The 13,174-nt window shown below is 39.6% G+C and carries 12 protein-coding genes; 1 reads left to right on the top strand and 11 read right to left on the bottom strand.

Annotation, left to right across the window (positions count from 1 at the left end; genetic code table 11):
• Positions 1 to 112 precede the first annotated feature (112 nt).
• Both F1560_RS19150 and F1560_RS19145 read right to left on the bottom strand, forming a co-directional pair.
• A complete protein-coding gene (locus tag F1560_RS19150) occupies positions 113 to 535 on the bottom strand; it encodes an organic hydroperoxide resistance protein (RefSeq protein WP_149476234.1) in 423 nt (140 codons plus the stop codon).
• A gap of 108 nt (positions 536 to 643) precedes the next feature.
• Positions 644 to 1,507, bottom strand: coding sequence for a LysR family transcriptional regulator (locus tag F1560_RS19145; protein WP_149476233.1), 864 nt, complete (start codon positions 1,505 to 1,507; stop codon positions 644 to 646).
• 124 nt (positions 1,508 to 1,631) lie between these two features.
• Here F1560_RS19145 and F1560_RS19140 point away from each other — a divergent pair, with 124 nt between their 5' ends.
• On the top strand, positions 1,632 to 2,396 hold the full coding sequence (locus tag F1560_RS19140) for a class I SAM-dependent methyltransferase (protein ID WP_149476232.1): 765 nt from the start codon (positions 1,632 to 1,634) through the stop codon (positions 2,394 to 2,396).
• Between the two features lie 519 nt (positions 2,397 to 2,915).
• Here the strand turns inward: F1560_RS19140 and pyrE are convergent.
• The 9 genes from pyrE to pyrR form a co-directional block, all read right to left on the bottom strand.
• Positions 2,916 to 3,530 (bottom strand): orotate phosphoribosyltransferase, encoded by a 615-nt coding sequence (gene pyrE, locus F1560_RS19135; RefSeq protein WP_149476231.1) that lies wholly within the window; start codon positions 3,528 to 3,530, stop codon positions 2,916 to 2,918.
• Positions 3,514 to 4,227, bottom strand: coding sequence for an orotidine-5'-phosphate decarboxylase (gene pyrF / locus F1560_RS19130; RefSeq protein WP_149476230.1), 714 nt, complete (start codon positions 4,225 to 4,227; stop codon positions 3,514 to 3,516). The genes pyrE and pyrF overlap by 17 nt, the downstream gene beginning before the upstream one ends.
• Positions 4,224 to 5,141 carry a dihydroorotate dehydrogenase gene (locus F1560_RS19125; RefSeq protein WP_149476229.1) on the bottom strand — a complete coding sequence of 306 codons (918 nt, stop codon included), beginning with the start codon at positions 5,139 to 5,141 and terminating at the stop codon, positions 4,224 to 4,226. The genes pyrF and F1560_RS19125 overlap by 4 nt, the downstream gene beginning before the upstream one ends.
• A complete protein-coding gene (locus F1560_RS19120; protein WP_338112797.1) occupies positions 5,138 to 5,893 on the bottom strand; it encodes a dihydroorotate dehydrogenase electron transfer subunit in 756 nt (251 codons plus the stop codon). Before F1560_RS19120 ends, F1560_RS19125 begins: the two co-directional genes overlap by 4 nt.
• On the bottom strand, positions 5,890 to 9,090 hold the full coding sequence (gene carB / locus F1560_RS19115; protein ID WP_149476228.1) for a carbamoyl-phosphate synthase large subunit: 3,201 nt from the start codon (positions 9,088 to 9,090) through the stop codon (positions 5,890 to 5,892). The genes F1560_RS19120 and carB overlap by 4 nt, the downstream gene beginning before the upstream one ends.
• Positions 9,083 to 10,183 (bottom strand): carbamoyl phosphate synthase small subunit, encoded by a 1,101-nt coding sequence (locus F1560_RS19110; RefSeq protein ID WP_149476227.1) that lies wholly within the window; start codon positions 10,181 to 10,183, stop codon positions 9,083 to 9,085. Before F1560_RS19110 ends, carB begins: the two co-directional genes overlap by 8 nt.
• Entirely contained in the window at positions 10,176 to 11,459 is a 1,284-nt protein-coding gene (locus F1560_RS19105; protein ID WP_149476226.1) for a dihydroorotase, read from the bottom strand. The genes F1560_RS19110 and F1560_RS19105 overlap by 8 nt, the downstream gene beginning before the upstream one ends.
• On the bottom strand, positions 11,416 to 12,342 hold the full coding sequence (locus tag F1560_RS19100; protein ID WP_149476225.1) for an aspartate carbamoyltransferase catalytic subunit: 927 nt from the start codon (positions 12,340 to 12,342) through the stop codon (positions 11,416 to 11,418). The genes F1560_RS19105 and F1560_RS19100 overlap by 44 nt, the downstream gene beginning before the upstream one ends.
• 234 nt (positions 12,343 to 12,576) lie before the next feature.
• A complete protein-coding gene (gene pyrR / locus F1560_RS19095) occupies positions 12,577 to 13,119 on the bottom strand; it encodes a bifunctional pyr operon transcriptional regulator/uracil phosphoribosyltransferase PyrR (RefSeq protein ID WP_118888956.1) in 543 nt (180 codons plus the stop codon).
• Between the last annotated feature and the right edge of the window lie 55 nt (positions 13,120 to 13,174).

Below are 13,174 nucleotides of genomic sequence, written 5' to 3'. Positions count from 1 at the left end.
TCAAAATGAATTGGAGTCGTCTTTTAAAATAAGTTAATTATCGTGCGGTAATTTATCTACTAGTGTAATCACCGCAATTCGTTTATATCTTTTGCAGCATAAAACACCAAATTTATACTACCTGTGGATTTAATTTCACCTCGATATTTCCCCTTGTCGCCTTCGAGTATGGACATACTTGATGGGCTTTCTCCGCTAAATCTTCCGCTTCCTCCGGATTTACTCCTTCAATTTCAATAGTCAGCGTGACGCCAATTTTAAAACCACCATCGGATTCATCCTTCATAAAGCTTACTTCAGCTATTGTTTCAGAATCAATTTTTAGATCTTGCTTGGATGCAACTAAATTTAATGCTCCATCATAACAAGCTGCATAGCCTGCCGCAAATAATTGCTCTGGATTTGAACCTTTCTTATCGTTATTATTCGATGCAGGGTTAACAAGTTCCAAATCGATTAAACCATCATCCGACTTCACATGACCCTCTCGCCCATTTGTAGCAGTTGCTTTTGCAGTGAAAATTACATCGCTCATTAAAAGTTCACTCCTATTTCCTGTATTTAATAAGACAATTCCTTTTCCAATCACTTGTTAAACATGAATAGGAAATAAACTTTATTTATTAACATTAATCTTCCATTATTACGCAAGAAATGTTGTTTGCGTAAGTGCTGTAATAAATTTATCAACCTGCGGCAACTTACGAATTCCTTCTTGATAGCAAAGCCAAGTATAACGCGCTACATTTTCGCCTTCCAGCACAAGCGGGATATGCGGATATGTATCCATTAATGAAGAGGATACACTTTTTGGTAATACTGCCATACCAAGTCCTTGCTTCATAAATTGCTTACAAGTTTCAATTTGGTCTACGGTCATTGTTTTCAATGGTTTGATTTGATCTTGATGGTGATAAAGCCAGTTATCGACTAGTTCATGCATACTGTCATCACTTTTAAAGGATATAAGTGGCCTTTCTTTTACTTGATTATTGGGGAATGGCTCTGTGTCAAACATATACAGCGGATCATCAAATAAACGAATCGATGTTGTCTCCTTTAACTTTTCCCCTCTAATGATACAAACATGATATTTTTTATGATCTCTTTTTATATCTTCACTAATTCCTGTTACGAGATCAATAGCCACCTTCGGATAAGCAGCAGTGAATTCCCCAAGGATTGCGGGGAGAAATCGTTGACTAATCAACGAGGAACAAGCAATCGACAATGTTCCTTGAATATCTTTACCTGCTTCTGATAGTTTATTTTTTAACGCTCTTTCTCGTTCTATTACTTGTTTCGCATGCTCTAAAATGATTTCACCGCTCGGGGTTGGCATAAGACGCTTTGATGTTCGTATGAAGATCATCTCACCAAAGTACTCCTCGATATATTTTAAACGTTGTGTTACAGCCGGCTGTGAAATAAGAATAACCTTAGCTGTCCCCCTAATTGTTCCAACTTCATTTAATTTTAAAAGTAACTCATAATCATCGATTTTCATCGGAATCCCCCTGATAACTTTTTGTAATTACTATTGATTATATATCAGTATTTTACTTATCGCATCTAGAAGCTTAAAATAAAAGTAAGAATAATCAAAACTATTTAGAGAGTAGGGAAATGATATGGAAGAAAAAAATAAGGTGAAGGAAGTATTCAGCAAAAATAAGGAAGCCTATGTAACGAGCAGTACACATGCTGGTGGTACTGATTTAGAGCTATTAAAGGAATGGTTAGAGCTAAAGCCAAATATGGTAGCATTAGATATTGCAACAGGCGGAGGGCATGTTACAAAGACTATATCACCATACGTAAAAACAGTAATTTCCACAGACATTACAAAGGAAATGCTGGAAAATACAGCTGATTATCTAAGCGATTTAACAAATACGCATTACGTCATTGCTGATGCTGAAAATCTGCCATTTATCGATAATTACTTTGATATCGTTACCTGTCGTATTGCTGCACATCATTTTCCAGATGCGGGTAGATTCATTGATGAGGTACAACGTGTTTTAAAACCTTCCGGGAAATTTCTGTTCATCGATAATATTGCAGCCGAAAATAAGCACTATGATGAATTCGTTAATGCACTTGAAAAGATGCGTGATGATAGCCATGTTCGTTCTCGAAAAATATCCGAATGGAAAACGTTGCTTGAAAAAAATAAGTTAAAGCTGTTAAAAGAAACGGAGCGAAAAAAGCCCCTTCCATATGCTGAATGGGTTCACCGTACACTTGATTCTATCGACGATATTAAGAAAGTATCCCACTACCTTAATAACGCGCCTGAAACGATTCAAAAATATTACCAATTTAAATTTGATGCACAAGGTGATATACAATCCTTTGCAATTGATGAATGGATGGCTTTGTATGAAAAGTAATACGTGAATTAGACTTGTAAAAAATATTTCTTTATTTATATTTTATATAAACTTCGCACTAACCTAATTGCTTAGTATGAGCAACTGTCGCCGTCCGGGATCGCTTCAGGCGGATGCGCACCTTAGGACACGGCTTCAGCCTCTCCGGAAGAAGAGCACTTCCGGAGAGGCTTCAGACACGTGCTGTTCCCGCAGGACAAGGAATGCTTCGTCAGCTGTTACATCGCACGAAGAAAATTGGTTTTTATTTTCGAGGTGTCACCGCCCTACGCTCACCCGGACTGGTTTGAGCAACGTTTTTTATTTTTGATAACGATGTTAATAATAGGTAACGCGCCAATTCTAGCGAAGGAAACACACGAAGACTTCTGCTGGATACGTGTCCAGAGTGAGCCTCTGAAGAACGGAGTTCGAAGAGGCTCAGGGGTCACCCGCGAAAAGCGTATTGTGTTTCCGTAGCGGGGTATACGCACGCTTAATCCATAATTGCAGTAGTCCACAGTTTCTTTCGATCAAGCACTATAAGCTATTACGCCACTCTAATAATTCAGCTTTATTGGTTGTAGTCAGCTTGCCGTCTTCTACAAGTGCTTCTATTAATTCATCAAAGTTTGTTATCGTATCAAAGGTAATTGCTTCAGCTCCAAATTGCTCTGTTGCTTTTTTTAATCCATATGTAAAGATTGCAAAAACAGCTAGTACGTCGGCTCCTTCTGCTTGGAGTGCTTTTGCCGATTCGATGGAGGATCCACCAGTAGAAATTAAATCTTCAATTACAAGTACTTTTTGTCCCTTAGAGATTTTCCCTTCAATTTGGTTCCCCTTGCCATGTCCTTTTGGCTTTGAACGCACATAAACCATTGGAAGGTCTAATTTTTCAGCTAGCCATGCTGCATGAGGGATACCTGCAGTTGCACAGCCTGCAATGACATCTGGTTTTTCATCCATTGCAGCGATTTTTTCGACAAATGCAGTTATGATTTTTTTACGAACAACTGGATAAGACATCGTTAAACGATTGTCGCAGTAAATTGGCGACTTGATGCCTGATGTCCATGTAAAGTAATCATCTGCATTAATTTGTACTGCCTTTATCTCTAATAAATCCCTTGTTAATTCATTCTTTAATACCATGATTCCACTCCTTTACTACCTGCTGATATGCTTTATACGGATTCGTTGCTTGTGTAACACTTCTACCAATGACAATGAAGTCTGAACCATTGTCTTTTGCGAAGCTTGGAGTCGCAATCCGTTTCTGATCATTTTTATCGGATTCAGCCAAACGAATGCCTGGGGTTACGGTTAGAAAAGCATCTCCACAACATGATTTAACTGATTTTGCCTCATGAACAGAGCAAACGACACCATCTGCACCATTGTCTTGAGCAACACTTGCGAAATACGCAGCATTATCTACCACATTGCCAGATATTCGTAATTGTTCATTAAGCGTTTGTTGCTCCATTGAGGTTAAAATGGTAACAGCAATTAGTTTTGGCACTTCTCCTATGCTACCACTTACAAGCCCTTCTTTGGCATAATGAATCATTTCACCACCACCAAGGGCGTGCACATTAATCATATCTATTCCTAAGCTTGCGATATTCTTCATTGCACGCATGACCGTTGTTGGAATATCATGCAATTTTAAATCTAGAAAAATAGCATGATTCTGTTGCTTTAGTTTCTCAATTATCATCGGTCCTTCACGATAGAAAAGCTCCATTCCAACTTTAACAGGCACACCATGCAAGTGATTGGTATCTAGAAATTGCTTTGTTTCTTGCCAGCTTGGGAAATCTAATGCTAAGTAAATTTTCTCATTCATACAGACATAATCCCCTTTCCAATGGCCTCTTCCACCGAATTAAACCCATAGCGTTCTAATGTTTCTGGAAGTGCGTCAATAATTTCTGGACATACATACGGATTGGAAAAATTCGCAGTACCGACAGCAACAGCACTTGCCCCTGCTAACAAAAACTCGAGCACATCTTCTGCATTCGACACGCCACCCATCCCGATAATTGGTATGTCAACATGCTGCTTGACTTCATATATCATACGAATTGCTACTGGTTTTATAGCTGGACCAGATAAGCCACCTGTTTTATTCGCAATCAATGGTTTTCTTGATGGCAAATGGATTTGCATTCCTGTCAACGTATTTATCATCGATAGTCCATCTGCACCTGCTGCTTCTACTGCTTTTGCCATTTCGACTATATTGGTTACATTAGGCGAGAGCTTCACATAAACCGGAAGTTTACTAGCCTTTTTTACAATTTCAGTGACCGCCTGCGCCAAGCTGGGATCTGTTCCAAACTGGATGCCACCTTCTTTTACGTTCGGACATGAGATGTTTAATTCTAGCGCATGTACGAGATTCGTTTCATTAAATGTGCTGGCAACTTTTTCATATTCTTCTAGAGTGCTTCCAGCGATATTGGCTATGATACATGTATCGTAGGCCCCAAGAAATGGAACTTCATTTTCAATGATTTTTTCCACTCCAGGATTTTGCAAACCAATAGCGTTTAACATGCCAGATGCAGTTTCTGCAACACGTGGTGTTGGGTTGCCTAAGCGCCCAGTGCCTGTTGCAGCCTTCATTATAACTGCACCAAGCTTGCCTAAGTCATAAAACGAACTATATTCTCTACCGAAGCCAAAGCATCCAGATGCAGGCATGATTGGATTTTTCAACTCAAGACCGGGTAGGCGTACAGCTAAATTTGTCATAAGGATACCTCCTGTGCATGAAAAACTGGTCCATCACTACAGATTTTCTGATAGCCTTTGCCATCCGCCGAAGGGATAACACATGCCATACATGCTCCAACACCACAACCCATCCGCTCTTCCAAAGAAATTAACCCGGGTTTAGTAGGTAGCTTTGAAGTAATTGCTTTAAGCATCGGAACTGGCCCACAAGAAAAGTAAGAATCAAAATGTCCTGCCTTTTCGATAATATCCGTGACAAATCCTGTTTCTCCATATGAACCATCATTTGTCACAATAAATGTCTTTCCAAGTGCTTGAAATCTCTCTTCATAAAACACATTTTCTTCTGTCTGGAACCCGAGAATAGAAACGATATTACATTTCTTTTCTGCAAGTGTTTTCCCGAGATAATACAATGGAGGGACGCCAATCCCACCACCGATTAAGAGATATGTTGCTCGTGTATTATCAACCTGAAAGCCATTTCCACTTGGACCAAGCGCATCAAAGGTCATCCCAGGTTGGTACGTTGCAAGCTTTTCCGTACCTTTACCTAAAATTTTAAATAAAATTGTAATCGTTTCTTTTTCTTGATCGATATCTGCAATCGATATGGGTCTACGTAACGTGTGTCCCTCAATCGCTGCATGGAGGAACTGCCCTGGAATGGCAGTTTTACTAATATACGTATTTTCAAGAACCATTTCGATTGTATCCAGTGCAATATTCGTTACAGATCTAATTATCATATTTTCCTTTTGTATCATCATCTAATAGCCTCTTTTTCTCCTATTGGTTTTGCGCTAAATGTTGTTGAATCAATCACATTTAAAATGGCATTCGCAGTATCCATATTTGTTAAACAAGCGATACCATGTTCGACTGCCTGCCTACGAATCAAGAAACCATCTGACCTTGGTTTTTTACCTGAATTGAGTGTATTGATTACAAATTGAACCTGCTCATTTTCAATAATCGAAAGTACATTTGGTTCTGCCCGACCAATTTTTTCTACTTCTATAACTGGTAAATTGCCTACCTCTTTGACGTATGCAGCTGTTCCTTTAGTTGCGTATAGCACGAACCCAAGCTGATATAAACGTTCCGCAACTTCTAGCATTTCCGCTTTATCTTTATCTGCCACTGTTAACAGGACACCACCCTCTTGTGGGACGGTAAATCCTGCAGCGATGAGTCCTTTATATAATGCCTTTTCCAGTGTCTTATCATAACCGATTGCTTCTCCTGTCGATTTCATCTCCGGCCCTAAGATTGTATCAACGCTCCTTAGTTTCTCAAAAGAAAACACAGGCAGCTTTACAGATACATTGCTATCCTCCGGTAGAATTCCAGTTTCATAGCCTAGATCCTTCAACTTTATTCCTAATATACATTTCGTTGCAATAGCTGCCATCGTTACACCGGTTATTTTACTTAAGAAAGGAATCGTCCTACTTGCACGTGGGTTCACTTCGAGAATGTAAACATCTTCTCCCCGAATAATAAACTGAATATTTATCAATCCTTTTACCTTAAGAGCTTTTGCAATTTGATCAGCAGCATCCATACATTTTTGTTTAACCGTTTCACTGAGTCGCTGGGGTGGATAAACTGCCATGGAATCCCCAGAATGCACACCAGCCCGTTCAATATGTTCCATAATTCCTGGCACAATCGTTGTTTCTCCGTCGCTAATGGCATCTACCTCCGCTTCAATTCCGGTAAGGTATTTATCGATTAAAATTGGATGCTCTGGATTGATATTATCAGCCTTACTTAGATAGACCATTAATTCATCCTCATCATAAACGATTTCCATTCTACTTCCACCGATAACATAAGAAGGTCTTACAAGTACTGGATAACCGATTCCGCCTGCAACCTTCAGTCCCTGTTCAAGTTTCTGAACAGCTTTACCTGTTGGTCTAAGTAGATTCAATTCATCTAGTAACGTTTCGAATTTATCGCGATCCTCCGCACGGTCAATTGCTTCTAAACTTGTTCCTAAAATGGCAACGCCTCTTCGCTCTAACCCAGCCGCTAAATTAATTGCTGTTTGACCACCAAATTGAACAATAACTCCTTCTGGCTGCTCCAAGTCCACTACATGCATGACATCTTCAAGTGTTAATGGTTCAAAGTAAAGCTTGTCAGAGATACTAAAATCGGTTGAAACCGTTTCTGGGTTATTATTCATAATGATTGCTTCATAGCCCATTTCTTTAATGGCAAGTACGGCATGAACGGTAGCATAATCGAACTCGATTCCTTGACCGATACGAATGGGGCCAGAGCCAAGAACTAGAATTTTTTTCCGATTCGATGCAATCGATTCATTTTCATCCTCATAGGTGCTGTAAAAATATGGCGTCTCTGATTCAAATTCAGCTGCACATGTATCTACCATTTTATATACTGGCTTCACCTTTTCGGTCATTCGATATGTAAAAACCTCATCGACGGACGTATTCCATAGTCTTGCAATTTGTGCGTCAGCTACACCAAGTCGTTTTGCCTTTGCTAAGATTTCTTTAGAAAAACGCCGTGCTTGCAATTCTTGTTCAAATTTTACTAACCTTTCTAGTTTCACAAGAAAGAAACGATCAATCTTAGTTAACTGAAATATTCGTTCTACTGTAATTCCCCTGCGGAATGCTTCAGCGATAACAAAAATACGTTCATCATCTGCTTTTTCCATACGCTGCACGAGGTCTGTTTCGGAGACATCGGTGAGTGATTCCAACCAAAGCTCCTCTGTTCCAAGCTCTAAGGAGCGAATGCCTTTTAATAAGGACTCTTCAAAATTACGACCAATTGCCATCACTTCTCCGGTTGCCTTCATCTGCGTTCCTAACCTGCGATCACCTGATGTAAATTTATCAAATGGGAATCTCGGAAATTTTGTCACTACGTAGTCTAGCGCAGGTTCAAATAGCGCATACGTCGTTCCAGTTATCGGATTGATAATTTCATCCAGTGTATATCCAACAGCAATTTTGGCAGCAACTTTTGCAATGGGATAACCCGTTGCTTTTGAAGCTAATGCTGATGATCTACTAACCCTTGGATTTACCTCAATAATATAGTAATTAAAGCTATCCGGATCAAGCGCCAGCTGCACATTACAACCACCTTCAATGGACAGTGCACGGATAATTTTTAACGAAGCATTTCGGAGCATTTGATACTCACGGTCACTTAGTGTTTGTGATGGTGCAACAACAATCGAGTCACCAGTATGAATACCGACAGGGTCTACATTCTCCATATTACAAACGACGATTGCCTGGTCATTTTTATCTCGCATTACTTCATATTCAATTTCTTTATACCCAGCGATATTTCGTTCGATTAGACATTGATCGGCAGGCGATAATGCTAACCCATTCTTTGTTATCTCTTTTAATTCCAGCTCGTTATAGCACATTCCACCACCAGTACCACCTAGTGTGTATGCAGGGCGAACAATTAATGGATAACCAATTTCTGCGGCAAAATCAAGCGCTTGTTCCACTGTATTGACGATACTACTTTCTGGTACAGGCTCCTTTAATGCGTGCATTAAATCTCTAAACTTCTCACGGTCTTCTGCCTTTTGAATTGCCTCTAGAGTTGTTCCTAATAGTTCAACATTGTACTGAGAGAGAGCACCACTTTGTTCTAATGCCATTGCTAGATTCAGTCCAGTCTGACCGCCAAGTGTTGGTAGTAATGCATCAGGCTGCTCTTTGCGAATGATTTTTGTCAAAAATTCAACAGTTAGTGGCTCCATATAAACTTTGTCAGCTACCGTATGGTCTGTCATGATCGTTGCCGGATTTGAGTTTGCAAGAATAACGCTATATCCTTCCTCCTTCAATGCTTGGCAAGCCTGTGTACCAGAATAATCAAATTCCGCTGCCTGGCCAATCACAATTGGTCCAGAACCAATAACTAGTATTTTTTGGATTGCTGTATTTTTAGGCATATACTTCTTCCCCCCGTTTCACTTGAGCCTGTTCAACCATCTGCAAAAATACATCAAAAAGCTCGTTTGTATCCTCAGGTCCTGGTGACGCTTCTGGGTGATATTGTACGGAAAAAGCAGGATAATTCCTGTGTTGAATACCTTCAACGGAATTGTCATTCAAAGCTACTTGCGTTAGCTCAAGTGCTGTATGTTTCAACGATTCTGCCTTAACTGCATAACTATGATTCTGTGAAGTAAGGTACGTTCTTTTATTCTTTAAATCTTTCACGGGATGATTCGATCCACGATGGCCAAATGTCATCTTCTCTGTATCGGCACCACATGCTAGTGCTAGTAACTGATGACCGAGACAAATACCGAATATCGGAACCTTGCCTAAAATGTCTTTAATCATTTCAATTGCTTCTGGAACATACTTTGGATTTCCTGGACCATTTGTCAGCATCAACCCATCCGGCTTTAACCGTAAAATTTCTTCCGCACTATAATTATATGGGACTACTGTTATATGGCAGTCACGCTTCGTTAATTCTCGTAAGATTCCATGTTTTGCACCGAAATCAATCATGATAATCCGCTTTCCACGTCCAGGAACAACATACGGCTTAACTGTTGATGTCTTTTTCACTTGATCAGTGGGTAGAAGTAGATTTTTCGCTTGGTCAATAAGCGCTTCTGATGAAACATCTACATTTGAAATAATAGCTTTCATGGTTCCATGCTTCCGAATTATTTTGGTCAGCTTTCTTGTGTCCACCCCGGCGATTCCCGGAATACCATGCGCTTTAAGAAATTGGTCTAAGTTCTCCTCCTGCCTAAAGTTAGACGGTGTATCACACACTTCTCTCACAATTAATCCGTTAATAAAAGGAGTTACTGTTTCAAAATCATCCCTGTTAATTCCGTAGTTTCCGACAATTGGATAGGTCATTGTTACGATTTGACCACAATAAGATGGATCCGTTATTACTTCTTGGTAGCCAGTCATTCCTGTGTTGAATACAACTTCTCCGTTTGATTCACAATCACTTCCAAATGCTTCACCAATAAATATCGTTCCGTCTTCAAGAACCAATTGTCTTTTACGCATGAACTGCCTCCTTGTACACTACTTTTCCTTCTACAATGGTTACGACTGGTATACCTTTAACACGCCGGCCATCGAATGGTGTATTCTTTCCCTTTGAATAGAACGTGTCTTTATCGATAACATTTTCTTTTTCAAGGTCAACTACAGTAATATCTGCAACCTTTCCTGTCTCAAGCGTTCCATATGGAAGGTTAAAAACGTCTGCTGGCTTTGCCGTCATCCATTCAACTAGTTGTTGAAGTGAAATCTTCCCTGTTTCTACTAAATGCGTATATAGAAGCGGGAATGCCGTTTCAAGTCCTACGATTCCAAATGGAGCTTTGATAAACCCTTTTGCTTTTTCTTCGGCTGCATGTGGTGCATGATCTGTTGCGATAAAGTCAATCGTCCCATCAAGCAATCCATCGATTAATGCTTGATGATCTTCTTTCGCACGTAGTGGTGGATTCATTTTGAAATTTGTATCTACTTCGCGAATGTCTTCTTCATTTAATAATAAGTGATGTGGTGTTACTTCCGCAGTAACGTTGATACCTGCTCGTTTCGCATCACGGATGACACGAACGGATTCCTTTGTACTTACATGACAGACGTGATAATGACAATTTGCAGCTTCTGCAAGGAGTACGTCTCTAGCAATTTGTACCGATTCACTTAAAGATGGAATTCCTGGAAGGTTTAATCGTTCACTAACCTCTCCATCATGAGCGACACCACCATACACAATTGAATTATCCTCACAGTGAGCGACAATTGCCGCCCCACATGCTGCTGCTTCCTTCATGGCGGAAAGCATTTGGTCAGCAGTTTGAATGCCAACTCCATCATCGGTAAAAGCAAATGCGCCTAATTCCTGTAATTCCTTAATATTCGTCCGTTCTTCTCCCTTTAATCCCTTTGTTATCGCTGCATAAGGGAGAACACGTACTTTCGCATCTGTATTAATTTTTTCCCAAAGTGCTAATAATGCTCCTTGACTATCTGGCACAGGATTTGTATTTGGCATAGCACATACTGTCGTATAACCTCCTCGCGCTGCTGCTTCTGTCCCTGTCAGAATCGTTTCCTTATGTTCCCCACCTGGTTCACGTAAATGAATATGGACATCAATAAATCCTGGCAAAACAAGCTTTCCTTGTAAATCAATTATCTCATCTGCTTCTTCAGAAATAGTAGGTGCAATTTCTTTTATTTGTTTTCCTTCGATTAAAATTTCACATACTTCCAACTCATTAGTAGCTGCTAACTTTTTGGCGTTTTTCAATAAAGTTTTCATTCATAATCCCCCATTCATTTAATACGTGTGACATAATTGCCATTCTTACATAGACACCATTTTCCATTTGTTTAAAAATTCGTGAGCGCCTGCATTCCACTAAATCGGTATCAATCTCTACCCCACGATTAATCGGCGCTGGATGAAGAATAATTGCCTTCTCCTTCATCTTCTTTTCTCTTTCTTTTGTTAATCCATAAAGATCCAAGTAATTGTTTGTTTCATTTTTTTGCACATGTCGCTCATGCTGAATTCGGAGAAGCATCACAACATCGCATATCTCTACTGCCTCATCAATTGATATATATGGAAATTCAAGCTCTGGATCCTCAAAACCAGGAGCAGCGCATAAGTATACTTCTACACCTAGTCTAGCAAGTGCTTTTGCATTGGAGTGAGCAACCCGACTATGCTTGATGTCACCAACGATAACAATCTTCAGTCCTTCGATCCGTCCATATTCCTGATAAATCGTCAATAAGTCGAGCATGCATTGTGTTGGATGCTCTGCCTTCCCTGCCCCTGCATTGATCATTGGTATGGAAATCTTTCCTTCTAGCGCCTCATACCAATTATCATCTGGATGGCGCACAACTAAGAGGTTAGCTCCGATTGCTTCAAATGTCTTTGCTGTATCATAAAGCGACTCGCCTTTTCGTACACTTGATGTATCTTCATGAAAATCAAGCGCTTCAAATCCCATTTTTCTTTGTGCTACAATAAAACTCATTTTTGTTCTCGTACTGGGTTCAAAAAAGAGATTGGCTGTAAACAGTTTGCTAGTCATATCCTTCACTTTCTGGCTACGGTAGCTCTCTGCTTTTTGTAGCATGGAATAAATATCCTTTTCTGTTAGCTGATCAACTGATATAAAATGTCTCATCATATCCTCTCCTTATAGGTGGAAGTTTTTAGGATTTCGGATTGAACTAGAATGCTTTAATGTGGGTTCACGTTTTTACAGTTATCCACAGTGGTTTCATTTAAATTGATTTAATTGCAATAAAAAAACCTCTTTGCAAAAGGCTGCAAAGAGGTACACGTGTAGTGGTGAATACACGCATTTCTTAACACAACCTTTCAAATCTCTCTGGATTTGCTTAAAAGTTGTAGCTATTTATTTTTCATAGATCGAAACATGTTCTGCTTCATCTGTTTCATCAAGTTGAACGACTATAATCTCTTTATCAGAGGTTGGAATATTCTTTCCAACATAATCTGCGCGAATCGGCAATTCTCGGTGACCTCGATCGACAAGTACACCAAGTTGAATTCTTGACGGTCTGCCAATATCCATTACGGCATCCATTGCTGCGCGTACTGTGCGTCCTGTATAGAGGACATCATCAATCAAAATAACATTTTTTCCTGTTAACTCTACATCAATCGTGGCAGATTTAATTTCTGGTTCATTATCTGTTGTCGCTTTTTCCAAATCATCACGGTAAAGTGTAATATCAAGTTCACCAAGTGGAACGTCGATTGCTTCTATTTGCTTAATCTTATCGTGAACTCGTTTAGCAAGTGGAACTCCCCTTGTTTTTATACCTACAAGTACGATATCTTCGCCGCCTTTATTCTTCTCCAATATTTCATGTGACATTCTGGTCAATGCTCTATTGATGGCAGCTGTATCTAATATCTCTGTTTTTTTATTCAATCACCTGCACCCCGTTCCTTTGAAAACTTGACATTCGCAAAGTATTTAGGCGAAT

It is taken from the genome of Oceanobacillus polygoni (assembly GCF_008304605.1).
Lineage (GTDB): Bacteria > Bacillota > Bacilli > Bacillales > Amphibacillaceae > Oceanobacillus > Oceanobacillus polygoni.
Note: the sequence above shows the minus strand (reverse complement) of the source record. Positions and strands in the feature narration are given on the sequence as shown.